Source organism: Candidatus Villigracilis proximus (genome assembly GCF_016717045.1).
Taxonomy (GTDB): Bacteria; Chloroflexota; Anaerolineae; order Anaerolineales; family Villigracilaceae; genus Villigracilis; species Villigracilis proximus.
This window is the reverse complement of the sequence record NZ_JADJUO010000001.1, coordinates 371210-398170: the sequence shown is the minus strand read 5'-3', so window position 1 is coordinate 398170 and position 26961 is coordinate 371210. Positions and strand designations below refer to the sequence as shown.

Genomic DNA, 26961 nt, shown 5'->3' with positions numbered 1-26961 from the left:
CGCTATTCCTTTATTTATCCGGCTCAAGCACAGTCACATTCTGACCGGCATATTTCTCGTATAGGTCATTTCGTCGCTTGCGCCATGCATCAAGTCCGCCTCGCAGGTTGGTAATCCGCTTGAAGCCTTTTGCCTTCAAGTAATATGAAATCATGACGGACAACCCGCCTCCCGGACAGTACACCAGGATTTGTTTGTCCCGTGGAAGTTGCTTCAGATAGCGTTCAACATGCAGCGGATTAACTTCATGCGCATTCGGTAATCCCTTAACATTTTCCCGCATGTCTGGGGGACGTACATCAAGAATAAAGGTTCGTTCGTCAAAGAGGATGGTTTCGTTCAGTTGCGCCGGGGCGAGCATGTTGACAAACGAGACGCGGCCTTCAATGTACTCCTGAACCACCTGTGTCATATAGCGGATATCGCTTGCGGTGGTGGTATGCCCGAGGCTGATTCGGATGGTCTCGCGTGCAGCCTGATCAGACAGCCCGATCGCTTTCAAGACATGTGAAGGTGTATCTTCTCCGGTACTGCACGCCGACCCGGCGGAGACAGCGATGCCGCGATAATCAAGCATCCCCATCAACCCGGAATTCTCCACACCCGGGAAGGTGATACTAAGCGTGTTCGGCAGGCACTCTGATTCAGCATCTGGTGAATTGATCACACAATCGGGCTTGATCTGTTTGAGATGTTGAATCAGACTTCGTTTCATCTCCCGGACCCGTTCAGAATCTGCCAACAGCTTATCCACTTCCTTACAGGCAGCGCCAAAGCCGACAATGTTGTGAAGGCTTTCGGTTCCGGCGCGCAGTCCGCCTTCCTGATGGCCGCCATGCAGAAGTGGTGTGAAGGGACTGCCCTGCTTGATGTACAAGGCGCCAATGCCTTTTGGTCCATAGAGTTTGTGCGCTGAGAATGTTGCATAATCCACGTCCCAGGTATGCACATCGATCGGAATCTTTCCCAACGCCTGCACGCAATCCGCCAGCACCAGTGCGTCGTGTTTTTTTGCGATTCTGGTGACTGCCTGAATGTCCTGAATGACGCCAGTTTCATTATTTGCAAGGATGCAGCATACCAAAAAGGTATCACCATCGATCCGCTGTTCCAGGTCGGATAACAGCACACGCCCTTATTCATCCAACTGGCAATATTCAACTATCATCCCCTGGGTTTGCAAGTAAGCCAATGTATTCGCCACCGAGGGATGTTCGATCGGTGTGGCAATGATCTTTTTCTTTTGTGGATAAAAGTGAGCAGCAGCGGATTTAATCGCGGCGTTGTTGGATTCAGATGCGCAACTGGTAAAGATAACCTCGGACGAATCTGCATGAATGGTCCGCGCTACCTGTTCCCGGGCCTGCTCCAACATCCCCGCAGATTTCCTGCCGATCTCATAAAAGGAGGATGGGTTGCCATACTGACGTTTCAATACCTGTTCCATTGCTTTTCGGACACGGTCACTGACCGGAGTGGTTGCATTGTGGTCGAGGTAGACCTGCCGGTTAAAACGAATAAGATGTTTCAAAAAAGAAAAATACTGGATTTCCATTGTGTTTCTCCAAAAGTAGCGCTTGTTGTTTAATATTACCGATAAATTTCAAAAAGGATCGCGAACTGGCCGTCTCACAATTGTACTTGACCATATCGGGTCCTACAAAAACATGCGCTTTCAGACATCCACTGTAATTACTACTTTTCCACGCACATATCCTTCTCTAAGAGCCGAAGGGGTTTTACTTTGCTGACTTCAATCAAACCTTTGAGAATAACCAAATCTTTTTGGTCTTTTTTCGCCAGGGAAATGATGTCGATTTTAGAAAACTGACTTATTCCTTTCGATGGAACAATGGATGATCGGCATTAAGTTGGAGCAAATCCCAAAGGTTTCCGTATAAATCTTCAAAAACTGCAACCAGTCCATAGGATTCTTCTTTTGGCTCTCTAATAAACTTTATACCTTTAGAAATCATCTCGTTGTAATCTCTCCAGAAATCGTCCGTGTTAAGAAAAAGAAACACTCTACCGCCTGTTTGATTACCTATAAAAGATTGCTGTTCTGGCTTGGAAGCCCTAGCCAGAAGCAGAGTTGTCCCATTTGAGCCGGGAGGAGAAACCACAACCCAGCGTTTATCTTGTTCTGGTTGGTATATATCTTCGACAAGTGTGAAGTGAAGTTTTTCGGTATAAAAAGCAATGGCTTCATCGTAGTCTCTTACAACTAACGCGATATGTACAATTGACTGTTTCATAATTCTCTCTTGAATGAAATTTATCTAAGGAGTTGCCCAATAATTAAATAGACAGGATAACGGATGGCTTTATGCCTTAATCAACCCCATGATCGCCATTGGAAAAAGAACGACCAAAAATACGGCATCAAAACCGTGAATGATTACCGCAACCCAGTATGACTTGTACCGTTTCGCTGCCCAGGAATATATCCAATCGCGCAGGATGATCGTTGAGGGAAGCCTCCAGATCAAATGCAAATGGTACCCGGCGAAGAGAATGCCATTGGCGACAATATCCCATTTTCCAAATACGCCGTTCATTTTTGGCAGGAGAATTCCCCTAAATATTAACTCTTCGCCAAGAAGGTAGTTGAACGCAATCAAGACAACCAGCACACCCATCAGCCACCATTGACCAATGGCAGGGTCCGCCAAATTTTGGATGATGGCATATTGGGGAGGGGACAAAAACGGGAATGTTCTTAACCAAAGATCATTTAATCCTCCAAGGATGTTCAAGTTATCCCACAGCAGGGTAAAAGCGATGATCGGGATGGTCCATAGGTATAATTTTTTAGAGGGCACACCCGTTTTAGGGTCCGTTGGAGTATGCAGCCAAAGCCGTTGCTTCACATTTTCCCAAGTGAAGGGTTTGACTTCCCATCTGAGGATGACGTAGGCAACAATACCCTGCCAGACCAACCCTAAAGTTATCAATACCAGATAGATGAATCCCGGCTCAATGTTCGTATGCGGAATAATCAAGGGCATTGCCACCCATAGGATGAATCCCATGGGTAGGGCAACCGCAGCCCATATTCCAAGTATTTCCATCAGGCTGTATTGCTGTAGTGTGTTTGCGCTTTTGTTTTCGTCCATAATTTACTCTTCCTCGTTTTTAAGTTAACCGTTGTAAGCACCCTTGGCAGGAACCAAGGGTGCCCTGCTTTCTTTAACGTCAGTACGAAACTGACGTTAATTATTCCTGGCTTGCGGGCTTGCGCAACAAGGCGACGCCCAGCCATATTGACCAGACGATCATTCCCAGCCCAAAAATATAGGTCGGTACTGCCGGAAGCAGCGTGAGGATGCCTGCTACACTGAGGATTATGCCAAGATAGTTGAGGCCTTTGGGCAGACCTTTTGTCCGCAAGGCGGCAAGGCTTAACAAAAGAACCCACAGGCTGCCAACAAGCTCGTTTCCACTTACGATACCATTTTCAACTGCTTTCATTGCCAACAAAACTGTCTCTGCTTGAATCGGATCTTCTCCATAGAGATTGGCAATGACACCGAAGTCATGGATCATAAGGTTGCCGCTGCCAATAATTAAGCCGGCCCAGATTAACCCGAAGATGGTTGCTACTTGCATGAGTGCCGGCGAATTATCTTTCAAGTGCTCGTAAATCGCCAATGCCATCACAACCAGGGCAGCGGCGCTTACCCAATAAGCACTAAGGATCCATAGACTCATGAGCAGTTGGTTGTTTGAGACAAATGCCATATATTCGGCAGGGGCAGCCGATAGGGCGGGAGCAATTAGTGTAAAAGCCAATATAATGCCCACTGTGTACCCAGCGGCATGGATCAATGCAGCAAAACCTCCAGCTTTTTGCAAAGCTTTAATATTTTGTTTCTCTCTTATAACAGGGTAAGTTCCTTTAGTTGAATTCATTTTATTTTTCCTTTTTGATTAATATTTGTAGTTTCAATTCGACTTAAATAACTAAGAGCAGCGGCACCCTAAATCATGTACCGTCATACATCCACTGCAATTACTACTTTTCCACGCGCATGCCCTCCTCCAAGATAGCGAAGCGCTTCAGCAGCCTCGCTTAACGGATACCGTCTATCCATCACAGGTTTTACCTTGCCGGCTTCGATCAAACCTTTGAGAATAACCAAATCTTTTTGGTCTATTTTCGCCGATACGCCGCCCATTTTCCTGCCCCCGGGTTTTGACATCCGTGATCCCAGGAGCATCGCCTGGAAAATTTGAGCCATTGAACCTCCAGCCATCACATAAATACCCTGGGGAGTTAAGGCACGATTGTAATTTGAAAGCGGATGATATCCATTCGCTGCAAAGATGAGGTCATACTGCTGCCCATTTTGAGTGAAATCTTGCCGCGTGTAATCAATGACCTGGTCCGCCCCAATCGCGTATGCCTGATCCAAGTTTCTCGAACTGCACACCGCTGTAACTTCAGCACCGAACGATTTAGCGATCTGCACAGCAAAGGTGCCCACCCCGCCAGATGCCCCGTTAATCAAAACCTTTTGCCCTGAATGAATTTGTCCTTCATCGCGCAGGCCCTGCAAGGCAGTGAGAGCAGCCATTGGTACAGCTGCGGCTTCCTCAAAAGATAGGTTTTCGGGTTTCAATGCCAACCTGGTCTCAGGGGCACATGCATACTCGGCAAAACCGCCATGACCTATACTTCCAAACACCTCATCACCTGGACGAAACTGCTTGACGTTTCCACCAACCGCTTCAACCCGCCCCGCGATGTCCGCGCCCAGTCTTGTCTGTTTGGGTTTGAGCAATCCACCGCCCATCAGGCGAATCAAGAAGATGTCAGCGGTCAGGGAATGCCAGTCATACGCATTTACGGATGCTGCATGAATTTTTATCAGGACTTCATGATCCTGAGGCGTAGGTTTTTCCACATCCTTGAGTTGAAGAACATCCGGCGATCCATATTTTGTAAAAACAATCGCTTTCATTTGCATTCCTTTAAATTTGCTTTGGTTAAAAAATATGACACTATGTCTAGCAAGGCTGCAAAGCCTAACTATATAGGCAAGTTTTATTACCTGTTTTTATCGGCGTACGCAGTTATTTATCCCTCCCCTTGTTTAGGCCAAGTCCATGCATACCAGACAATCAGTATCGTTAGTACGACTTCGATAATTCCAAAGAAAATATAGAAAGCCCAGGCCCCCTGCATACTAATGAGCATGATAAGTGTATAGATTATGCCCAGGATGATATTCAACCATCGATTTGCCCTGGGTTTCAGTGCCACCGATAGGAAAACCATGACACTCGGGAACATCATTAATATTGATGTTCCCAACAATACTCCTTGCGTTGTTGGACCAAGCGGCCCCATTTGCCCTTCAAGTATGTTCTGCAATGTCCCGGGCTTATAGAGACCGAAATAGTCTCCATAGATGTAGCAAAACATTACTGCAGCCCATAGCGCAGAGAGCTTCGTCTTTACATTTATTTTTGCATCTTCCATTTTGTACGTCTTGTTGTTGGAGCCGAGTGGAGTTTCTTTGGTTGCATTCATTTTATTTTTCCTTTTTGAGTGATATTGGTGAATTTCATTTCTCTGGTTGGTGACAGCAAACTTGCGGTTCTGCGGCAATCGGAACACCAGCGCAGGTCTTTGTTCTGCGATAAAAGGCAGTATAGGTAGTCTATGAGTAAGCAGAGGGATAAAGATGGGAGAGGTCGTTCAATAACTTTCAGATCGGTTTGCGATTGTTGATCCAAAATGCAACGAACAGATTCGGCAGCCAACATAGCCAGGCAACGATGATATAGCCTGAGAGGAAGTCCACCCCAATTACGCCGAAGATGACTTGCCACAAACGAAGGGTCACGCCTGCAAAGGTCAGGGCGTAGTTCACAATCATCCATTTTTGGTGCTGTTCGATTTTTTTATTTCGGATATTGATGTACGCCATAAATCCGCTGACCAGCCAGAGGGCGGCCAGGGTTATGAAGCCCAAACGAGCAACAGGTCCGCCATAGGCAATGGTTGCCATGTATGAGCCTCCCAGCCCACCGAATAACACGCTCAGCAAATACGCTCTGCCAAGCCAGCGATGAAGATTGAGATATCGTCCGGTGCGGATGTTGCGCAGGAATTGAAACGGTCCGATGAGAATGGCAAGCATGGAGCCGATGATGTGCATGAGCAGGAAGACAGTGTTGTCCATATACACGTCTCGTTGTTCAGGGAAGTAGACGTTGGGATCCAGAGTCAAATAGCGGCTGGCAAGAGCAAATAAAAGAATCGCCAGCAGCAGCATAAATCCCCAGCCAATCTTCTTGGAAATGGTGCTTTTTCTTAGTTCTAAGGTGTTTAAATTTCTCATAGTCCTCTTTTTTTCCTTTTTGCCAGAGGTTTGAGTATGGGAGTACGTCTGGCGTTTTGGGTGCGGACGGATCATCCCGCATTCAAGAGAATTTGAGAATCGAACTTTGGATTTATTTAGCCCAATTCCCCCTACAACTTTAGATGTAGATTGCTTTTTGGAGTTATTTTCTGGAGCGAACCTTGGCAAGCAGGTCGAAACGGCTTTCCACACCGATCTTTTTATAGATGTTGTGCAGGTGGGTTTTGACTGTTGCCAGCGAAATGAAAAGCTCATTTGCAATGGTGGCGTTGCTTTTGCCTTCGATGACCTTCTCGATGATCTCCCTCTCGCGATCCGTGATTCCGTAGGCGGAGAGAAAACTTTCTGAAAGCACATCCGCTTCAACGGGAGTCGGAGGCGAAAAATTCAGGAAGTAATAAATGACGAAAATTCCGTAGAGTGTGTATGGAATCGAGCTGAAAAGAAATCCATTTTCCACAGTCAGGGAAATATTGAACGTGCGTAGATTTTGTGAAAAGGTCAGCAGTGTTTCGATGTACCCGAACAGGGCAAAGATCAATAACCCAAGCATAAAGCTTCTCTTGTCTGTATTCCATGCCTGCCGTAGGGCGCTGAATCCCAGAAAGATGGCGTAGGTGAAAGAAAGTTGATACCAAATGGTAAGAGCTTGAAAACCAATTCCAAGATGAATGATATTTTGGGCTTCATCCAATCGTGTGCTGAGAGGGGAAAAGATGAGCGCGATGAAGATCAAGATCGTGAACCCGAAGATGGCTGCGATGCGTTTTCGGGAGGGTGTTTGGTTGAACCCAAGAAAGTAATGGATACTGCCGACAATGACCCCATAGTTGACCGTTTGGTACACTCCGGAAAAAAAATACAATGACCTTACAGAATAGCCCTCCACGTTTAGCGAAAAGTATTTCATGAGAACAGAGAGTATAAGAACGAACGTGAATGCTGTATACAGAATGCAAAAATTTCGCAGACTGGCATCCTGAGTTTTAACCGCCCAAACCCCTGCAACCGCAAGCGCAGCAAAACCGATCAGGATCACACCGAAATAGTAGGCAATTTGAATATCTTCCATGATGTTGCTATCATATCGTATTTTTGTGCCCTTTTTATAAAAACACACCAGTAACATAACATCGGTATGATAAGTAGCGGATGTATGTTACTGGTGTATTACATGGCCTTCATGTGGTCGGCAGACAAATACGGTATAGCCACAAGTCGATCCGGCAGACGGATGTAATATTCCTGAAGATAGTCATTAAAACAAGCACAAACGACGAAATAAAAAGGGACATCAGAATCCTTTACCCAGCAAGTTCCAAAAGTATAAAAACCAGGTGAAACCAACTCCGGCTGCTGCGACCAGCATGTAGTGAATACGCCATAGCAGACTTCCCATCTTTTTCAGCCAAATCTGTGTTGTGAAAAAAACACATACCACCGTCAGTAAAGCAACAAGGATCGAAATTATTTGAACAAAAAGCCACAGGTTCATTGTTCCGGTCAGCAGGCTGATGAAATTCTGAACAGATAAGAACACAAGAATGAGAATCATAAGGCTAAGAAGCGCCAACGCCCCAGCAGTAAGCTGCGATGATAAGTTCAAACGTCTTTCTGAATCGTTGCCTGTATTTGTTCGTAATTTATAAAGACGAAACGGCAGCGGAAGGAGAAAGCTCAAGAATAGAACTAAACTCGCGCCCAGTACACTAAGATTAAAGAGGGGCGTTTCATACCAAAGGTTTTTCTCCAAAGCCATGTGTGGGAACAAACTGTAAAAAGCAAGAATGATATTTCCATGCTCGTCTTCCCGGAAGATGAGCATGGCTTCGTCATCCACCTGACGAAACACCAACGGTTCAACTTCCACGAAATGCTGTTCGCCTGAGTCGGAATTGAAGATTAAGCCATTTTCATCTGCTCGAATATCCATAGCTGTGAGAAGTGCAACCAGCTTTTCGGGGGTTGTGTACGACATTCGGCTTGCGCGATAACTACCTGTGAAACGATCTGCCCGTTGAGCAAAGTCAGTTGGGACAGTAATCGGAGGCACAGTCTGGGGGAAATAATGTTCGATCACTGCTGCCACAAAAGGAATGGTGATCTCCGCCCCGCCGGCGCTGTTGGCAGTGATAAAGAATCCCAGTTCCTGTTCAGGCAAAAGCATCATAAAACTATGAAAGAATACAGTATCTCCTGAATGACTGATGGCATTATTTCCGTTTGCGTTGATCTCCATAAATCCATGTGCCCATCCGGGCAGGCGCGGATCATGTGCAAAGTGCTGGGTATGCATCTGCCGGGCAGTTTCTGCTTGTAATATTTCGCTTTCTTCATACACTCCATCCTGGAGATGGGCGATCATGAAATGAGACATGTCGCTGGCTGTGGAACTCAACCCTCCGGCTGGTACTACATTGACAGTTTCAAAAGGCTGCACCTGATACTGTCCGTCTATAAATTCGTAACCATTGGATAGATCAGCGGCAAATGCGGTTGGAACAGGCTGACGGGAGGTACTACGTGTCATATTCAATGGGATCAGGATGTTTTGTTCAATATAGTCGTCATAGGGTAATCCCGATACACGCTCGACAATATACCCGGCAAGAGTCGCGCCATAATTGGAGTAAGAACTATATTCACCCGGCGGGCGTACGCGTGCAGGGATATAGTTTTTCAGCCACTCACCTGTTGGGATAATTTCCCCGGTTGAAGCGGACATTTGAGAAAAATTACGATCTTCAAACCCTGGGGTATGCGCCATCAAGTGATTAAGAGTGATCGGATCTGAAAAAGTGTCCGGGATGGTGAAATCCAGATAGGTGTTAATGTCAGCATTCAAGTCCAGCTTTCCTTGCTCTGCAAGCTGCATGACTGCTGTCCATGTGAATAATTTGCTGATGGAGCCAATGCGGAAGACCGTCGTTTCAGGATCTACTGGGAGCTGGTTTTCCACATCCGCATAACCATATCCTTTTTTCAGGATGATCTGCCCATCCTGAACCACAGAAACTGCCACACCTGCAACCTGATAAGCCTCCATTTGCCCGACAAGGTAGTCATCAATAAACGACTCCAGCTCGGCAGGATCAATCGACTTTATGTTTTCTTCTCCAGGCATTGCAAGAGCGGGTGAAACAGCAAAAATTACAAACATGAATAAGGACACTATTTGCGCCAGGTGTAGGAAATGTTGGAAGCGAAAAAAGCGCCGAAGGTGTCTGGTTCGCGCCAGAATATTGGAAGTTTTCACAATTTACTTTCTCCTGTCTTTTTACTAACCACCTGACACTTTGCTTTTTTGGACGCTGATAAACGCTGATAAACGCAGAGTTTTTGAAAAAAATATCAGCGTTTTCAGCGTTCATCTGCGTCCTATTTTAAAACCGTCTGGTGGCTAGTCTTTTTTATAATTAAATTAATTTTGTGAAAAACAATATTTATATTGAAAAAAAAGATTTCACGATAACCCACAGAGAAATCGGTTTTGCACCAAGCCCATCGTTGAACAGGATGACTGTTGTTATAACAAACGCGAAAAAACCAATAACAACAGCGATTTGCAGTAACGACGTTTTCTGAATCTCTTGTTTTGCCTTTACATCACAAATTTCGCCCGGGCAGTATTGAGCTTTTTCTTTATAGAACATTGAATAAAATTTACATCCGAAACAAATTCCAAACGCAGATTCAAAGAATAAGAATATCAGGCAGGTATGACAAACAAAAAAATTAATGAAGCTGTCTGAATTCATTACAACCAATAGAAGGAAGATGATTGCTGATAAAACCAGACCGATTGTCCAGGCAAACTTTTTTTGGGCAGCCCCCACATATTCAGGTGTTTGATTGCTGACAATTAAACGCCCGATTATTAATAAAGGAGAATATTTAGGGCTAATAAATATGCGGACGATGAAATCTGCAAGGAAGATCGTGTTGGCATACTTTAGCAGGAGATAATTATCATTAAAAATAACCAGTATCCAGGACCAGAACATAAGCAAATATAGGATTCCTGCCGATGCCCTTATCTCCCGCTCGTTTAAAACAGGGATGTTGTAACCTTCCACGGTTTCCCCAAATTGTTTTACTCTTTTCATTTTTCATTCCTTTCTCTATCATTGTTTTTTTACTTTTCAATTTTGGAGAGGCGATTCTCAACCTCTCCAATATTCTTGTTTGCTGTTGAAACTTGAAGTCGAAAAGACTGTAAAGATCAGGCTTCGACGTTGCGCCAGGTCGATGCAAACCAGATGATCAACAGCAGGCAGAGCGTCTCAACTGTGGCGATGAATATATAGTGTGGATATGCCGCCGCGCCGCCCCAGACATAGGCAATGGTGACAATGCCCACGATGATATTAGCCCAGCGATTGATTCCGTACTTCAAGACACGGGACAGGATGATCATGGCAATGCCGAGTTGCCCCATGATCGCGCCAACCAGCATCAACTGGGGAATGGATGCTCCGGTGCTGACGGAGGTCCTTGCTACTTCTTCCACCACGCCGGGGATGAACAGCGAGAGGATGTCTGCTTTCCACATGTTGATCATGACGACGATCCATAGGGTAGAGAGAATGACTTTTGTGTCGAGCTTTTTGGTGATATTTGCGTTCATTTTTGTATTACTCCTTTTTTTATTTGAACTTTGTTGACTCAAGTTGACTGGTATCTGGTTCACCGAAACGAGCGGAAGACCGAGGTCAGCACTATCCACGAATGAGCCGAAGGCCAGTGGCAACGAACCAGACGAGCCACGTAGCTAGGCCCAGAGCCCCGACTAACACTAGTGGCGACCCATCTGCGATGGCGAGGTTTCCAGGTCCAGCCAAGATGAGCAAGCTGCCGCCTGCCACACCTAACAGCCGCTGCCACGGCCGCGTCAAACCGCTGGCGTGGGTGGCCAACGCCGCGCCAAGGAAGGTCGCCCCGAGTGCGGGCAGCGAAAGCGCGAAGGTCGCGGCATGGAGCTGCCACATCAGCTCGAAGGCGGGGGTCGGCTCGGACAGACCATCCGCGGCGAGGACAACTGCAATGTGCGTGGCAATGGTGAGAGCGAATAACGCCGAGAGCGTCGCTCCGGCAGCTACCGCGAGCCGCGACCAGTCCGCCCCTGCGCCGCCACGGCGCTGCACGAGCCCGTGCAGCGCCGTGACAAACAACAGGAGCAGCACCATGTTCACGGCCTCCAGGCCCGAAGTGACGGCCAAGGCGCCCCGGTTCTCGGCGTGGTAAGTGAGGGACCACACCAAGAGGATCGCCGTAGCTAGGCGCTCCAGTGACCCCAAACAACGCGTTCTGAACGAACACCGACGCGGCGTAGGCAAGCGCGACGACGCCGACGATTCGCGTCGTGGACACCCGGTTCCCCACAGCCATCGCTGGTGTTGCTGCTTCGCTCATTTTGACACTTATGTCTTCTGATAGATTTTTTGTATTCATAATTATTATTTTTGTTATGTGGTAGGTTTTTATAAAATGTGTTGATTTAAGTAAGAGTTTTTGTTTTAGTTACGAGTTTCAATAAGAGGCCACTTCCAGGCATAACGGATAATGAGACAAAGAAGAATCACTTCTATAACTGCGGCAAAATACATATGCAACCAAGCCTCTCCTACCAAATTAAACAACATATAAGGAATATATACCGCAGCCACGATTATGTTTGTCCAACGATTTACTTTAGCCGGCAGGGCAACAGAAAGGAAAATCATAAGAACTGGAATTGCTACAAAAAACATTGCTACCATTAGAAAGACATATGAAATGTCAAATGTAAATACTTTTCCTGCCAGAATATCTTCTATTTTGCCCGGCATATATAAGTGGAAATGATCTACATAGGTGTAGAGAAACATGAAACTCGTCCACATTGCTGCAAGCTTCAGTTTTAAACTGACTTTGATGTCTTCCATTTCAGTGGTCATGTTGTTTGTATTCATTTTTGTATTACTCCTTTTTTTATTTAGAATTTGTTGACTCAAAGTGACTGTTATCTGGTTCACCGAAACGAGCGGAAGACCGAGGTCACGCACCCGGCGTAGGATTCCGTATAGGGCGGGCTGATCAGGCACAGGTCCAGAAAGAAGCGTGTTTCCATCCTCTTCCAGCGTGATGGACATGCCGTCAAACCAGTCTGCCCAATGAGCATCCAGATGTCCTGCGAGTCGAATTTCGTAGAAGTAAGTCATCGTCAACGTGCGCAAATATACCGGCAGGGAGGGCTGCCGGTTAGAACCAAAAGTATTGTTTTAAGTATGGTTTGGGGAGATTAGAGCAAGCCCAGTTCGCGGGCGCGCGCCACTGCTTCGGTGCGGCTTTTGGCTTGCAGCTTGGCAAAAATACGCAGGTTGTGCCCCTTGACCGTGCTCAATGTCACGAACAGTTTCCGGGTAAGCTCCTGGTTGGAAAGCCCCTGGGCGATGAGTTGCAACACTTCCAGTTCGCGTTCACTCAAAGGGTCGATAAGTTCGAATTTTGGATTTATGATTTTTGATTTTGGGTTTTGAGGTAATGTTGACTGGGAAAATTCAGCAAGAAGTTTTTCAGCATAACCAAACAAAGGATGTGCCGCTATCTGAATCGCAGATCGTAAATCCAAAATCAACAATCGCATGGGTTCACCTTCGTCAACGAAAAGCCGCAAATAGCCTTCGGACTCGGCGAGTTCTAGAGCTTGCTCCAGCGAGGCGAGGGCGTTTGACTGTTCTCCCTTTGCATGGAAGGCAAGTGACAGCACGATCAGAATCTCGATCTGGCTGGCAAGGCGGTTTTGAGTTTCTGCCAGTTTCAAATGACGTTCCAATGAACTCACCACATCACTGAAATTAACATTGACTTCCGCCAGTGCGATTCTTGCCAGGGTAACGCGCTCAAACTCATGCAGATAATCGGGCGCATCGCGCAAAGATAACCCGCTCTTGCGTGCCCATGTCTGCGCGTTCATAAGCTGCCCCTGCTTGAGATAAATGCGCGCCTTCATCGCAGCCACAGGGCGCAGATTGGGAATGGGCGTGCGCACGTAAAAACGCTGGGCTTCATCCAATGCTTCCAGCGCGGCGTCGTGATCACCTTCAGATTCCTTCAAATAGGCCTGTGCCAAACTCTTGCGATATGCCCAATCTACAATGGGGGTTTGCCTGCCGAGTTCAAAGGACTTTTGTAAATGACTTGCAGCGCGTTCATCCTCACCCATTTCGTGATACAGCAGACCCAAACCCAAATGATGATGTGCAGTAATGCTTTCCACGCCATGCGTTGTCGCCAATTCCAAGGCTGTCTGATAGACCTGAATCGCATCGCGCAGCCGCCCTTGTGAAATAAGAATATCCGCCTTGGCAAACGAAGCCGCAACCGCAAAAGCAAAATTATCCGCCTGTTGCGTCACATCCACCCAATTGCTCATGAACGTAAAAGACTTATCCAATTCACCGCTTGCCCAATAGGTGCCGCTCAAAATTGCCGAAGCCTGCGCTTGCAAGAACGCGTCGTCAGACGGCGCCATGTCTTGCGCCATCTCTGAAAACTTAAGCGTATCTGAAAAGCGTTCTTCCACCTGGGCATTGTAAGCATGGGCAATGGCAATCCGCGCAGGCAATGTGCTAAATTGCTCTTTTTCTACAATCACCATTTCTTTTAATGGACGTTTCAAACAAGCTTCTGCTTCTTGCAGGATGGATTCACTTGCAGTCGCATTGCCTGCATCAGCATAAGACCAGCCCATTTGAGTCAACAAGACGGGACGAACGCGCCTCACACTTAACGGAAGCTGGTTCGCCCACCCAAGCCAGGTGCCCATCTGAAAGCTTTCATCCATGCTCAGCCAGTTCGTTTCCAACAGCGTGGCGGCACGGTCAAAGTCCGCGGCGGCGAGGGCGTGCTGAAATGCATCACCGATCTCGCCGCTTTGTTCAAACCACTCACTGGCACGGATATGAAGCTGTGAAATTGCCTCTTTGTTCTGCTTTTGACTCAACCGCTGACGGAGCAAATCACGGAAGAGGTGATGATAGCGATACCAGCGCCGTTCATCGTCCAATGGAATGACGAACAGGTTGGCACGTTCCAGTTGTTCGAGCATGGTTTGCGCCGAAAGAGTCTCGTCCTGCCAGAGCGCATCACACAACGAGCCGTTCAGTCGGTTCAAAATGGAAGTGTGCAATAAAAATCCCTGCACAGCTTCGGATTGTTTTTGCAGTACCTCTTCCAATAGATAATCCAACACAAATTGGTGCGCCCCGCTGAACGAACGGATAAATTCAACCGCATTCGATTTGCCTTGCATGGAAAGCGCCGCCAATTGCAGTCCCGCCACCCAACCTTCGGTGCGCTTATCCAGCGCAGCAACATCTTCACTGGAAAGATCCAGCCCCATGACCTGATTGAGAAAATCGGCGGCTTCGTTTTCGGTAAAGCGCAATTCAGCGGTACGGACTTCGGTCAACTGGTTTTTGGCACGAAACCGGGCGAGCGGCAGTGCGGGGTCTTCACGGGTGGTGATGACCAGGTGCATCTGCGGGGGCATATGCTCCACGAGTAATGCCAGTAATTCATCCACTGCATGTGAATCGACTGCGTGAAGATCATCGAGGACAAGGATGAAGTCATCTTCAATGGAGCTTAATTCGTTGAGAAGTGTGGTTAATAATTCGTTAGGGGGTATCGGCGACGACGATTGAAGCGCCGCCAACACACCGTCACCGACGCCAGAGATCAGGGTTTGCAGAGCAGCAATAAGGTAGGTCAGGAAGCGGGCGGCATCGCCGTCATTTTCATCCAGCGAAATCCACGCAGCAGGGATCTTGCACATTTCCAACCATTCGCAAACCAGCGTAGTCTTGCCAAACCCAGCCGGAGCGGAGATCAAGGTCAGTTTGCGCCCAGCCCGAATACCATCCGAGAGTGCATCATCGATCCGTTTGCGAAGGACCAGATTACGTTTGAGCGCTGGGATGTTAATCTTTGTTTTGATAAGAAGGCTGGGCATAGATAAGGGTTCCAAAACTGTTTTGAAAGGCTGCCTTTATGTACGTTTGGGGTTCGCAATAGTTGTGTCTGAAGCACATCTTCACGCCAGACACAACCAGCGCCATTATAGTGCTATCCCAAATTCTTCAACAAACTCAAAAAAAGTTTGGCCGGAATATCCGCGCGGAATCGGCGGTGTCTTTTCAAAAGTGGATTGTAGTTTTTGATTGGAACTTGTCTCGCTGCTCTTAACAATGCCGTGCAGCACATCCAATGCGTGATAGGCCATCTCTTTGCTTGCGCGATTCTTTCTACCTGTTCGCATGGCCCAGGCCATGTCGGCTACGCCAAGGCCGCGGCATTCATCGCTGAAGGCATGGCTTTGCTGCATGGTGAATGGTTCGTTGTTGCCTTTCAAAATGACTTTGACATCCCCGCCAAAACTGTTCGGGTCTTGAATGGAGACAATGCCCATCGTGCCGATCAACGCCACGGCGGGTCTTTCCGGCGCAGTGAAGATGGAATTTGCGTCGAACAAGAGATTGCCAACTGTTCCGCATTCAAAGTGCAGAATGCCAGACATGAGATTTTCACACTCGATTGCATACGACTCGCCGAAATTTTCCGGCGCATAATTTTTGCGCTCGGGTTTGTGAGTGCGCACCACGCCAGAGACTTCCTTCACTGGTCCCAGAATACTGAGCAGCGCGGTGATGTAATAAATGCCCACGTCAAAACCAATGCCGCCGCCCGGTTTGGCAGTGAAGGGGAAGGCGCGGCTGAAAATTTCGCTGTCGCGGGTCAATACACAATAGCAGGATGTGATCTCGCCGATCATACCGCTATCGACTACATAGCGCGCGGTTTGAATGGCAGAACCGAGGAAGGTATCGGGTGCGGCGCCGAGGTAAAGATTTTTTTCATCCGCAAGTTTCACCAACTCGGCGGCATGTTCCAATTCCACCGTCATCACTTTTTCGGTGTAGACATGCTTGCCCGCTTCGAGCAATTGCTTGATGACGGGGTAATGTCCCGTTGGCGCGGTGAGGTTGACAACGATCTCGATGGACGGGTCAGCGAGGATTTCTTCAAAGGTCATCGACTTGATTCCGTACTTCTCGGCTTTGGCTTGCACCTTGGCGGGGTTGCGGTCGTAGCCGCCGACCACATCCAGAATCTTGAATTTGTTGATCATGGTAGAAAGATACAGATCGCTGATTCCACCACAAACGACAATGGCTGTTTTTACAGGTTGGATTTTCATGTTGAACTTACTCCTTGAGCCGATACGAGACAAATGCAATCGTGCGGTTATCGGGAGACCACGAGTTGACGTTAATGGTTCCCTGTCCGCCAAATAAACTGACAATAGTTTTTGCTGCCCCGCCCTCGGCGGGAATGAGGCGCAGTTCTACATTCTTATTGGCGGGATGATCACCCGGATCCACATCGCCTTTGCGATAGGAAATATAAACGACCAATTTTCCATCGGGTGAAACGTGCGGGAACCAACAATTGGATTCTTCCTGCACCATGTGAGTCGGGTTGGATCCATCCGCTTCCATGCGCCAGACTTGCATCAATCCGCTGCGCACCGAGTTGAACCAGATGTGTTTGCCATCGGGGGAATATTCAGGGCCGTCATCCAGACCGGACAAATTTGTCAGTTGGGATTCTTCGCCGCCGTCAATCGAGATGGTGTAAATGTCGTACTGTCCGCCGCGCTCGGCACAATAGGCGAGACGCTTGCCATCTGGTGACCATCCATGCAAATAGCTGGGACCTTTCTCGGTCACCAACTTTGGCGTGCCGCCATGAAGCGGAAGGATATAAATTCTTGAAGTTGCATCTTCGTTCGTGAAATGACTGACAGCAAGCTGTGTGTTATCCGGCGAGAGGACGTGATCGTTGTTGCAGTCAATTGCAAAACCAGCATCGATCTTTTTGATCTCACCAGTCGCCAGTTCATACATAAACATGTGTCCCTGGCTGTTGTAAACAAGATACCTGCCATCCTGCGTCCAGTTGGGCGCTTCGATGACGCAATCAAACTCTTTGAGCGTAGTCCTGACTCCGGTGTGTACATCCACAGTTTCCAGCGTGCTGAATGAGTCGCGCTGTGCGATCCATTGTCGTAGTTCGTTGATATCCATTTGATTTGGTCTCCAGTTTTTTGTCGATCAGGTTGTCTTGCAGTTTTACCATATTCAACGACTTTTACGAAAACCCTTGACTTAGAGTCAACTTCAGGTGTTACACTGCCTTTCGAGGTGACCCATGAAAATTGCAGAAGTTAGTATGCAGCACGGTATTTCAACGGACACGCTGCGTTATTATGAACGGATCGGTCTCATCCCGCCTGTCAATCGCAGTGAAAGCGGCATCCGCGATTACAACGAACTTGATATCAGGCGGGTTGAATTCGTCAAATGTATGAGACGTGCGGGTCTTCCAGTTGAAGTGCTAATTGAGTATATCGAACTGGTTCAGCAGGGTGACAAAACCATTGAAGCCAGAAAAGATATTCTGGTCGAGCAGCGCGCAACGCTGATAGCCAGAATGGAACAAATGCAAAAGACTCTGGATATCTTAAATCATAAGATCGAAGTATATGAAAAAGATATTTTGAAAAACGAGAAAGAAATAATTGAGCTGGAAAAATAAATATTCTTTATTGAACGTCAAATCTAATTAACCAAGGTGGCAACTTACGTTAAATAGTGTGGCCGCTGAATGCATGGAGCATATCAGCGATGAACAATATCAAATAGGAGATTAATATGCACATTGGATTACAAATCCCGTCTTTCAAAGTCCCCGGTGGCACGGCTGCCATTCGCCCCATGCTGAAGGAGGTCGTCACAACCGCAGAAGGATCAGGTTTTCATAGCCTCTGGGTGATGGATCATTATTATCAGATCAAAGGCTTGTTCGACGAAGCCTATACCGACCCAATGCTGGAAAGCTACACCACGCTTGGATATTTTGCAGGGCTGACAGAGAAAGCCCATCTCGGTGTATTGGTAACGGGTGTTATTTATCGCTATCCATCCGTGCTGATGAAGATGGTCAACACGCTTGATATTCTCTCCGGCGGTCGTGCTTATCTCGGCATTGGTGCGGCATGGTATGAGGATGAAGCGAAAGGTTATGGTATCCCCTATCCTGCAACATCCGAGCGCTTCGAACAACTCGAAGACAGCCTGAAACTGGCGAAGGCGCTTTGGGCCAGTGATGAGACATCTTTTACGGGCAAGCATTTTTCTGCTCCAGCAATCACCAATAATCCACGCCCGCTTTCAAGTCCGCATCCGCGCATCATGATCGGCGGTACAGGTCCGAATAAAACACTGCGCATGGTTGCACAATATGCAGACGCCTGCAATATTGGCGATTGGGTCGGCACAGAAAACGTACAAAAAGCGCTTGATACACTCAAAGGGCATTGTGATGCCCTGGGACGCGATTACAACACGATCGAGAAAACCTGTCTTGGCACTGTACATCTTTCTGCGAATGACACGGTAAGCGGCGTGATAGATCGCATCCAGAAACTTTCTAAAATGGGCTTCACTCATGTGATCTTCAACATGCCGGATGTTTATAAAATTACACCACTCAAAACCTTTGCAAAAGAAATCATCCCGGCAGTAGCAGGACTTTAAGGAGAAACAATATGAAAGCAACTGTCATGTATGGCGCGGGCGACGTTCGTGTTGAGAATGTCCCCGATGCCCAAATCAAAGAATCAACCGATGCCCTGGTGGTCGTCACACGCGCCGCCATTTGCGGCAGTGACCTCTGGCCCTTCAAAGGTATGAAGCCGAGTGATGTCGGTAATCGCATGGGACATGAATTCATCGGGATCGTCGAAGCGGTGGGCAAGGACGTCCGCAAGATCAAAGTTGGTGATCTGGTCGCCGCGCCGTTTGCATGGTCCGATGGAACCTGCGAGTTTTGTCAGGAAGGTCTTCACACCTCTTGTTTGCATGGAGGATTTTGGGGCGGCACCAAACTCGATGGCGGACAAGGGGAAGCGGTACGCGTCCCACAGGCGGATGGGACTCTCTATCCTCTTTCTGTGGGGAGAGATGACTCCTTAATGCCCTCGCTTCTTACTCTGACCGATGTAATGGCTACAGGCCATCATGCTGCTATCTCAGCCAAAGTTGGTCCTGGTAAGATCGCAGCAGTGGTCGGCGGCGGCGCGGTGGGACTGTGCGGTGTCATCGCCGCGAAAAGACTCGGCGCGGAGCAGATCATCTTTTTGGATCGTCACGCCGACCGCATTGCGCTTGCCAAAGAATTCGGCGCGACCGATATTGTCAGCGAGCGCGGGGATGCCGCCATTGAACGAGTGCTTGCCCTCACGAACGGACTCGGCGCTCATTCAGTGTTGGAATGTGTCGGCTATGAAGAGTCGACTCGCACTGCAATGAGCATTGCCCGCGCTGGCGGAGCAGTGGGTCGTGTGGGCGTGCCGCAAGATGAGCGTATGCCCGTCGCCATGCCGACCTTCTTCCGAAATGTCACCATCGCCGGAGGCCCTGCCCCAGCCCGCGCATATATCGAAGAACTGCTGCCAGATGTCCTCGAAGGAAGAATCGAGCCGGGCCGCGTCTTCGATTGGGCAGGCGGACTCGATCAAGTCCCAGACGGTTATCGTGCCATGGATGACCGTAAAGCGATCAAGGCGATCATTGAGTTTTAAAATACATGGAAGCAACAAAAGTAAATTTCAATCTCAAAGGCATCGGCTTTCTTTTACTGGCGATGTTGATCGGTTCACTGCAAGCCGTCGCAGTCAAATGGATCGGCGGCAATTATTCCGTGCTGGAGATCGTCACATTCCGCAGTCTGGTTGCCCTGCCTATCACCCTCCTCTTTTTTCGGCTCGAAGGCGGAAAAGGATTGCCCACCACAAGCCAGCCCAAACTTCAAGCTGTACGCGGGATATTCCTTTTTCTCTCCTACACCACCTTCATGATGGGACTGGCTGCCCTGCCGCTTGCCGATGTTGAAGCGATCCGCTTTTCAGGACCAATGATGATCACTGTTTTGTCGGTCTTTATGTTGAGCGAAAAAGTAGAACTGCGACGCTGGCTGGCGTTGATCGTCGGATTTGCAGGTATCCTGCTGATCGTTAAACCCGGTTCGACAAATTTCAACGAAGGCTCGCTCTTCGTTTTGATCTCGGTTCTTTTCTACGCTCTGACCGTGATCCTCACCAGAAAAATGAATGCCACCGACAGCAGCGCAACGATGGCGTATTTCAGTTCATGGGTTTATTTGATCGCCGCTTTTATTTTTTCACCGCTGGCTGCCGCTGTAGGTGAAATTCCCAACGCACATCCAAGCATTGCTTTTCTTTTCCACGCATGGACCATGCCGACACCGCTGGATCTGTTCATCATGTCTGGGCTGGGACTGGTCTGGGCGCTCTGGGCCTATTTTATGACCCGCGCCTACAGCACAGCGCAAGCCTCGGTGATCGCTCCGTTTGAATATGCCTCACTGCCCATCAGCATCATGTGGGGATTTCTCTTCTGGCGCGAAGTCCCAACCCTGCTGACATTGGCTGGCGCCGCATTGACCCTCGCAAGCGGCATGTATCTTTTGGTTCAGGATCAAAAGCAAAAGAAAGTAAATCAGATCATTGCTGATAATGCTGTTTTGGAAAATGAAGCATAAAGGAGAAACCTATGGAATACGCTCGCCTGGGAAATACAGGAATGAAAGTCTCGCGCATCTGCCTCGGCTGCATGGGATTCGGGGATTCAGAGTGGGTTCATAAATGGGTATTGAACGAAGAAAACAGCCGCCCGATCATCAAGAAAGCGCTTGAGTTGGGAATCAACTTCTTCGATACCGCCAATGTTTATTCCATTGGAAAGAGTGAAGAGATTCTTGGGCGCGCGTTGAAAGACTTTGCGAAACGGGATGAAGTTATCATCGCCACCAAGGTGCGCGGAAAAATGCGCGAAGGCGCAAACGGCGAAGGGCTGTCGCGCAAATCTATTTTGAGCGAGATCGATAACAGCCTCAAACGTCTGGGCACAGATTACGTGGACTTGTATCAAATCCACCGCTGGGATTACGAAACTCCCATTGAAGAAACAATGGAAGCGCTGCATGATGTGGTCAAGGCTGGCAAGGCACGTTACATCGGCGCATCCGCCATGTTCGCATGGCAATTCCAAAAGGCGCTTCATGTGGCCGAAAAGCACGGCTGGACTCGCTTCGTCTCAATGCAGAATCACATGAACCTTCTCTATCGTGAAGAAGAACGTGAGATGATACCGCTTTGTCGCGAGGAGGGAATTGGTTCCATCCCGTATAGTCCGCTTGCCTCTGGCAGATTAACCCGCGATTGGTCATCCGAAAAGACGATGCGTTCTGAAACTGATTCTATTGCCAAAGGCAAATATGATTCCACTGCCGATGCCGATCAAAAAGTTGTCGAGCGGGTTGCGGAACTCGCGCTCAAACTTGGCGTTTCGCGCACGCAAATTGCGTTGGCGTGGTTGCTGCAAAACCCCCCAGTGACGGCTCCCATCATTGGCGCAACCAAACTGTCGCATTTGGAAGAAGCGGTTGGCGCTTTATCGGTCAAGTTAACTGCGGAAAATGTCGCATATCTCGAAGAACCATATATCCCCCATCGTGTGGTTGGTCATCAGTAAACAGATTCAAGTGACTGGGCAAGAAGACTCAGGCACGATATAACAAAACAGGACGGGCTTATGCAGCCTGTCCTGTTTTGTATTTATTCAACAATATTTTATGAGGCAAGCACCGCGCCAGCGGACTCGGGGTCAAACCCGGCGGGCCACTGAGTAAACGAATTGTATTTAACGCCGCTCAAATTCGCTCCGCTTAAGTTCGCTTCATTCAAATTTGCATAGCACAGGTTGACATTATTAAGGTTAGCTCCGCTCAAGTCTGCGCCTCGCAGGAGGGTATCGCTCAGGTCTGCGTCCACCAGAGTGGCTCCGTGAAAGTTGGCTCTGCTCAAGTTGGTCCCTTCAAGGTTGGCTTTGCTCAAGTCTGCATAGCGCAGTTTGGCGCCATTCAAAAATGCTCCGTTCAAGTCAGCTCCGGTCAGATTAGCTTTGCTCAGATCAACCTCGGTCAGGTCGGCCTTGCTCAAGTCACAATTTTCGAGTTGCAGTGGTTTCGGTTGGGAAAGTAATGCGCCAAGTTCTTCTTTTGTATATTGCATTTGTCTGCCTTTCAAGTTTTCGAGAGGGATTAGGTCTTAACGATTGAAAATTATTATATGCGTGATAAGTGAACAGGGCAAGCCGGTGTTTCCCAAAAATTCAACCTTCACTCCTGTCAACTAATTGACTATGGACTTTCCATTCATATAAGTGAACAAACCTGACAGCACCAAAGTGATGAACATCAGCAGGAAAAGCGCAATTCGCAACTCCCCGCCCTGTGCGGCATTGGTCACGCCCTCAAGGGAAAGAAAAATTACATTGAGAATAAAATATACAACAATGGAAATGACCGACATCCACAGAGATCTTGATTTAAACCCGCCTGACGCGACAACTGCCAGCCATAGAAGTATAACGATATTTGACGCAACTCGAATCGGCTCTAGTTGATTCGTTGCAGCGTGAATAAGGATATCTGCCAATTGAGCGATGACAATTACGATGCCTGTTATTTTCGGGGTCATACTCACATTCTTCATTGAGCATCACTTGTTTGTCGATAAGCGCTCCAGAGCGAGAGCACCAACATCAGCGCAGCCAGCGGAAGAATGATCTGGTTGCCAATTGCACCAGGAGGCGTATGTGCAAAGGTCACAGGCTTCATCCTTCCTACCAGTTCACGCAACAGGACTTCCAATATAAGCATCAGATACATGAATGGCACCAGTGACTTATAGCGAAAGACGACCAGCAATTGAATAATGGCAAACAACAATTGCGAACTGCCCCAAAGCGCAAAGGCAAAGACAATGCCATCCGCGCCAGCCACCGAGAGGTCCATCCCGGCGATCGAGCCTGCGCCGCCATCGGGGGAAAGCAGATGAATACAACTCCGCACAGCGCTGACAATGGCATATAGTGCAAATATGTAGAACGGAATTCTCGTTCCGCGAATGGTATTGTCTACACTGGAAGGCAATAAAGTTTCAAAGATTTTTTTCATTGTATGATCCTAAAAATTAGATTTTTTAATTATGTTAATTTTGGGTTAAAAATTTGGACAACCCACGTCCGCCATACACATGACTTATAATCATATCAATGCATAGCCTTACCCCGCAACTCCTTAAAAACTATCCGTTCTCACGTTACGCCGATCCAAAGTCCATTCAACGCGGACAGGAATACTTCAAAGATGGCCGTGTCTGGGAAATTATACTCACGAAAAACAATAGCAAAGCCGTTTGCGAAGTCGGCGGCGATTCAGGGGAATATACCGTTGAGATTGAGATCGCGCAGAAATCAGGCCAGCTTTCCTTCGATTGTACCTGTCCGTATGCTGTCAGTCATTTTTGCAAACACATGGTCGCATCCGCACTGGCGGTGATCGCGCATCTTCAAGGGGAGGATGAAGAGTTTGAATATGAAGAGGACTTGCTCCCCATTCAGGATTCACAAACCACACAAAACTGGCAGAATAAACTTAATGAGACGCTCGCTCTGGTTCCGCGCCGCACGCCGGTAGGCAATTATCAACAGTATGCCGCGCTGGTCATGCTGACACGTTCTGCGATCAGTAATTACGCCTATGGGAACGCCCCCCGCTCTTCCTATACGTATACCATTGAGCCTTTCATTGTTAAAGCAAACGACCTGAACTCGATCAAGGGACAAGTCTTAAACACCCAACAGGAAGTCAATGACTTTTTGTTTACCAATCAGAAATGGGCCAAGGCCGGCGAGAAAATGCAGCAACAGATGAATCCCGAAGGCTGTATCAACCTCAGCCCCGATGCCATCTCATTTCTGAACATTTTACAAAGTGTAGGCCGCCTGTACGGAATTGTTTCGAGCAGTATGTCGATGTATCTTTCCATGCTTGCCAAACTGGAGATTCCCGTTTTTCTCGGCAGTTTCTATCCAAACAAAATCGACATGCGCCTACACCTCCTGCATGATCCGGTTGACATCAACATTGATCTGCAAAGTGATGAAAGCAAATTGACACTGCAAGCGGGCTTTGAAAAAGATGACAAGTTCAAAGCGATCAACAAAAAAATAGAAGTTATCTCCAGCGGCCCGACCTGGGTATTGATGGACGATCATATCGCCCCGCTGCGCAACACACAGGCGCTTTCCATTCTTTCATCATTTCCAATTGTGATTCCTCTCAAGCAAGAGGATGTTTTTCGTGAGCGTTATTTCGCGCAGATCGCGCAATTATTTCCGATCAAAAGTGACATCGTCCACTGGCATGATGTTTATACAGAACCTGTTCCGCGTTTATATCTGCATGATGACAATACCAACACGTTGAGCATTGACCTGCGTTTCGGATACGGCGACCATGAATTGCCCGCTACGAAATCTGACGAAGATCATATTGTACAAACCATCCCCGGCACATGGGACCTCGTCCGCGTTTATCGCCGGCTTGAACGCGAGCAATATTATTATCAACTATTGATCGACCCCACCTACCATCTCAAACGCGCAGGCGAGCTCGGCGTATTTGAACTGCGCGCCCGCACGCATCCTTTTGATTTTCTATTGCACTCCGTCCCGCAGCTCACGCAGGCCGGGTTTGAAATTTACGGCGAAGACACACTCAAGATCGGCAAGATCAATCGTAACACTGCAACTTTGCGCGTCAGCATCACATCCGGCATTGACTGGTTCGATTTGAAAACTGTCGTCGAATATGGCGATCAAAAAATCTCATTGCACGATCTGCGCAAATCCCTCAAGCGCGGCGATCATTACATCAAACTCGCCGATGGCTCCGTAGGACAAATCCCAAAAGAGTGGCTCGAAAAATATAAACATCTATGGAATCTGGCGGAAGAAACCGGGGAAGGATTCCGCGTCAGCGACCTGCATCTGCCGCTGTTGGATCAACTGCTCGAAGAGGACGCCACGCTTCAAGCGCCCCCAGACCTGATTCAGCGCCGAGAGCGACTCAGCGCCTTTGAGAAGATCAAGCCACAGCGCCTGCCCAAAGGATTCACCGGCGAGTTACGTCCCTACCAAAAGCATGGATTCGACTGGCTGCACTTCCTCAAGGAATATAAATTCGGCGGCATCCTCGCCGATGACATGGGACTGGGAAAAACTGTTCAAGTGTTGGCTTATCTCCAATCGCAGCAGGAGCAGGCAAAGGTTAAGAATGTCACGCTGCTTGTCGTCCCCAAAAGTTTAATTGCAAACTGGCAGCGTGAATCCGAAAAATTCACACCCAGCTTGCGCTTCCTTGAATATATTGGAAATCTCCGCAGCAAAGACGTGTCCATTTTCAGCGATTACGATGTGGTGCTGACCACCTACGGCACGATGCTGCGCGACATTGAAATTCTGCGTGAACATAAATTTCATCATGTCATTCTGGATGAATCGCAAGCCATCAAAAATCCGCTGGCGAAGAGTGCCAAAGCCGCGCGTCTCTTAAAAGCGGACCATCGCATCGTGATGACCGGTACGCCCGTTGAAAATAATACTTTTGAGTTGTGGTCACAGTTCTCGTTTTTGAATCCCGGCCTGCTTGGAAGCATGGAATATTTCAAGCATGAATTCGCCAACCCCATCGAAAGCGGATCTGGTGAAGCGGCCACGGCCATGCTGCGAAAATTAGTTTATCCATTCATTTTGCGCCGTACAAAAGAACAGGTTGCGCCTGAACTTCCGCCGCGCACCGAACGCATTGTGTATACAGACATGGATACCGCGCAGAAAAAACTATACACACAGACGCGTGAGAAATATCGTGCTGAATTACTCGGCCTGATCGAAAGCGAAGGTATGAACGACGCGCGCTTTAAGATATTGGAAGGCTTGTTGAGATTGCGGCAGATCGCCATTCATCCCGCACTCGTGGATAAAACCTACAAAGGCGAAGCGCCCAAATTTGAAATTCTGCTCGAAACATTAGAGACCCTGCAAGCCGAGAATCACAAGGCGCTCATCTTCTCGCAATTCGTTGAGACACTCAAACTCGTCAAACAGGAACTCGACAAACGCAAGATCAAATATATCTATCTTGATGGCAAGACACAAAACCGTCAGGCCAAAGTGGATGAATTTCAAAATAATGACGATATTAAATTCTTCCTGATCAGTCTGAAAGCCGGCGGCGTGGGATTAAACCTGACCGCCGCTGAATATGTCATCCATCTTGATCCATGGTGGAATCCTGCGGTTGAAATGCAGGCCAGTGACCGCGCCCATCGCATCGGGCAGAAGAAACCGGTCTTCGTGTATAAGATCATCGCACGCGACACGGTTGAAGAAAAGATCCTGCAATTACAGGAAAAGAAACGCGCTCTGGTGAAAAGCATCATCTCCAGTGAAGCTAGTTTCTTCAAGTCACTGACCAAGGATGACATAAATGCATTGTTTAGTTAAATTTCAGCAGCACACAAAACCTTTTTAAGATACTGAAGAGCGCTGAGAGA

General features: G+C 48.0%; 25 protein-coding genes and 1 pseudogene. 6 read left to right on the top strand and 20 right to left on the bottom strand.

All coding sequences use genetic code 11. The features are described 5' to 3' along the window. Positions 1 to 10: 10 nt before the first annotated feature. The 17 genes and pseudogenes from IPL71_RS02100 to IPL71_RS02020 form a co-directional block, all read right to left on the bottom strand. The gene (locus IPL71_RS02100) at positions 11 to 361 is read right to left on the bottom strand and encodes a rhodanese-like domain-containing protein (RefSeq protein WP_345318790.1); all 351 of its coding nucleotides are present in this window, start codon (positions 359 to 361) and stop codon (positions 11 to 13) included. Positions 362 to 424: 63 nt separating this feature from the next. Then, positions 425 to 1555, bottom strand: a pseudogene (locus tag IPL71_RS02095) (cysteine desulfurase family protein); the annotation flags it as partial. A 277-nt stretch (positions 1556 to 1832) separates the two neighbouring features. Beyond that, complete coding sequence (locus tag IPL71_RS02090; RefSeq protein ID WP_345318394.1) at positions 1833 to 2255, bottom strand: VOC family protein; 423 nt, start codon at positions 2253 to 2255, stop codon at positions 1833 to 1835. Positions 2256 to 2324: 69 nt separating this feature from the next. Continuing rightward, entirely contained in the window at positions 2325 to 3116 is a 792-nt protein-coding gene (locus IPL71_RS02085; protein WP_345318392.1) for a CPBP family intramembrane glutamic endopeptidase, read from the bottom strand. A gap of 100 nt (positions 3117 to 3216) precedes the next feature. Beyond that, positions 3217 to 3912, bottom strand: coding sequence for a DUF4386 family protein (locus IPL71_RS02080; protein WP_345318390.1), 696 nt, complete (start codon positions 3910 to 3912; stop codon positions 3217 to 3219). Positions 3913 to 3995: 83 nt separating this feature from the next. Continuing rightward, the gene (locus IPL71_RS02075) at positions 3996 to 4964 is read right to left on the bottom strand and encodes an NAD(P)-dependent alcohol dehydrogenase (RefSeq protein ID WP_345318388.1); all 969 of its coding nucleotides are present in this window, start codon (positions 4962 to 4964) and stop codon (positions 3996 to 3998) included. Between the two features lie 116 nt (positions 4965 to 5080). Further along, a complete protein-coding gene (locus IPL71_RS02070; protein ID WP_345318386.1) occupies positions 5081 to 5536 on the bottom strand; it encodes a DUF6326 family protein in 456 nt (151 codons plus the stop codon). A 178-nt stretch (positions 5537 to 5714) separates the two neighbouring features. Then, positions 5715 to 6350: a DUF2306 domain-containing protein gene (locus IPL71_RS02065; protein WP_345318384.1), complete on the bottom strand. Its 636-nt coding sequence runs from the start codon at positions 6348 to 6350 to the stop codon at positions 5715 to 5717. A gap of 163 nt (positions 6351 to 6513) precedes the next feature. Next, entirely contained in the window at positions 6514 to 7443 is a 930-nt protein-coding gene (locus tag IPL71_RS02060) for a response regulator transcription factor (protein ID WP_345318383.1), read from the bottom strand. Positions 7444 to 7665: 222 nt separating this feature from the next. Then, complete coding sequence (locus tag IPL71_RS02055; protein ID WP_345318382.1) at positions 7666 to 9531, bottom strand: serine hydrolase domain-containing protein; 1866 nt, start codon at positions 9529 to 9531, stop codon at positions 7666 to 7668. 283 nt (positions 9532 to 9814) lie between these two features. Further along, the gene (locus IPL71_RS02050; protein ID WP_345318381.1) at positions 9815 to 10477 is read right to left on the bottom strand and encodes a DUF4395 domain-containing protein; all 663 of its coding nucleotides are present in this window, start codon (positions 10475 to 10477) and stop codon (positions 9815 to 9817) included. 116 nt (positions 10478 to 10593) lie between these two features. Then, positions 10594 to 10998 carry a DUF6326 family protein gene (locus tag IPL71_RS02045; protein ID WP_345318379.1) on the bottom strand — a complete coding sequence of 135 codons (405 nt, stop codon included), beginning with the start codon at positions 10996 to 10998 and terminating at the stop codon, positions 10594 to 10596. Between the two features lie 91 nt (positions 10999 to 11089). After that, entirely contained in the window at positions 11090 to 11632 is a 543-nt protein-coding gene (locus IPL71_RS02040; RefSeq protein WP_345318377.1) for a hypothetical protein, read from the bottom strand. A gap of 255 nt (positions 11633 to 11887) precedes the next feature. Beyond that, the gene (locus IPL71_RS02035; RefSeq protein WP_345318375.1) at positions 11888 to 12571 is read right to left on the bottom strand and encodes a DUF8691 family protein; all 684 of its coding nucleotides are present in this window, start codon (positions 12569 to 12571) and stop codon (positions 11888 to 11890) included. An 80-nt stretch (positions 12572 to 12651) separates the two neighbouring features. Then, positions 12652 to 15366 carry a winged helix-turn-helix domain-containing protein gene (locus IPL71_RS02030; protein ID WP_345318374.1) on the bottom strand — a complete coding sequence of 905 codons (2715 nt, stop codon included), beginning with the start codon at positions 15364 to 15366 and terminating at the stop codon, positions 12652 to 12654. 105 nt (positions 15367 to 15471) lie between these two features. Beyond that, positions 15472 to 16611: a Gfo/Idh/MocA family protein gene (locus IPL71_RS02025; protein WP_345318372.1), complete on the bottom strand. Its 1140-nt coding sequence runs from the start codon at positions 16609 to 16611 to the stop codon at positions 15472 to 15474. A gap of 7 nt (positions 16612 to 16618) precedes the next feature. Continuing rightward, entirely contained in the window at positions 16619 to 17500 is an 882-nt protein-coding gene (locus IPL71_RS02020) for a TolB family protein (RefSeq protein WP_345318370.1), read from the bottom strand. A gap of 124 nt (positions 17501 to 17624) precedes the next feature. On the opposite strand from IPL71_RS02020, the gene IPL71_RS02015 reads away from it, so the two are divergent. The 5 genes from IPL71_RS02015 (at position 17625) to IPL71_RS01995 (ending at position 22030) form a co-directional block, all read left to right on the top strand. Then, on the top strand, positions 17625 to 18011 hold the full coding sequence (locus IPL71_RS02015; protein ID WP_345318368.1) for a MerR family transcriptional regulator: 387 nt from the start codon (positions 17625 to 17627) through the stop codon (positions 18009 to 18011). 116 nt (positions 18012 to 18127) lie between these two features. Then, positions 18128 to 19012: a TIGR03560 family F420-dependent LLM class oxidoreductase gene (locus tag IPL71_RS02010; protein ID WP_345318366.1), complete on the top strand. Its 885-nt coding sequence runs from the start codon at positions 18128 to 18130 to the stop codon at positions 19010 to 19012. Between the two features lie 11 nt (positions 19013 to 19023). Continuing rightward, entirely contained in the window at positions 19024 to 20058 is a 1035-nt protein-coding gene (locus IPL71_RS02005; RefSeq protein ID WP_345318364.1) for a zinc-dependent alcohol dehydrogenase family protein, read from the top strand. 5 nt (positions 20059 to 20063) lie between these two features. Then, a complete protein-coding gene (locus IPL71_RS02000; RefSeq protein WP_345318362.1) occupies positions 20064 to 21038 on the top strand; it encodes a DMT family transporter in 975 nt (324 codons plus the stop codon). Between the two features lie 11 nt (positions 21039 to 21049). Next, a complete protein-coding gene (locus IPL71_RS01995) occupies positions 21050 to 22030 on the top strand; it encodes an aldo/keto reductase (protein WP_345318360.1) in 981 nt (326 codons plus the stop codon). Between the two features lie 98 nt (positions 22031 to 22128). On the opposite strand, the gene IPL71_RS01990 is transcribed toward IPL71_RS01995, so the two are convergent. The 3 genes from IPL71_RS01990 to IPL71_RS01980 all read right to left on the bottom strand — a co-directional run bounded on the left by IPL71_RS01990 (position 22129) and on the right by IPL71_RS01980 (position 23516). Beyond that, on the bottom strand, positions 22129 to 22569 hold the full coding sequence (locus IPL71_RS01990; RefSeq protein ID WP_345318358.1) for a pentapeptide repeat-containing protein: 441 nt from the start codon (positions 22567 to 22569) through the stop codon (positions 22129 to 22131). A 120-nt stretch (positions 22570 to 22689) separates the two neighbouring features. Continuing rightward, positions 22690 to 23037 (bottom strand): hypothetical protein, encoded by a 348-nt coding sequence (locus IPL71_RS01985; protein WP_345318356.1) that lies wholly within the window; start codon positions 23035 to 23037, stop codon positions 22690 to 22692. Between the two features lie 11 nt (positions 23038 to 23048). After that, positions 23049 to 23516 (bottom strand): hypothetical protein, encoded by a 468-nt coding sequence (locus IPL71_RS01980; RefSeq protein WP_345318354.1) that lies wholly within the window; start codon positions 23514 to 23516, stop codon positions 23049 to 23051. 98 nt (positions 23517 to 23614) lie between these two features. On the opposite strand from IPL71_RS01980, the gene IPL71_RS01975 reads away from it, so the two are divergent. Continuing rightward, entirely contained in the window at positions 23615 to 26911 is a 3297-nt protein-coding gene (locus IPL71_RS01975) for a DEAD/DEAH box helicase (RefSeq protein WP_345318352.1), read from the top strand. Positions 26912 to 26961: the final 50 nt, after the last annotated feature.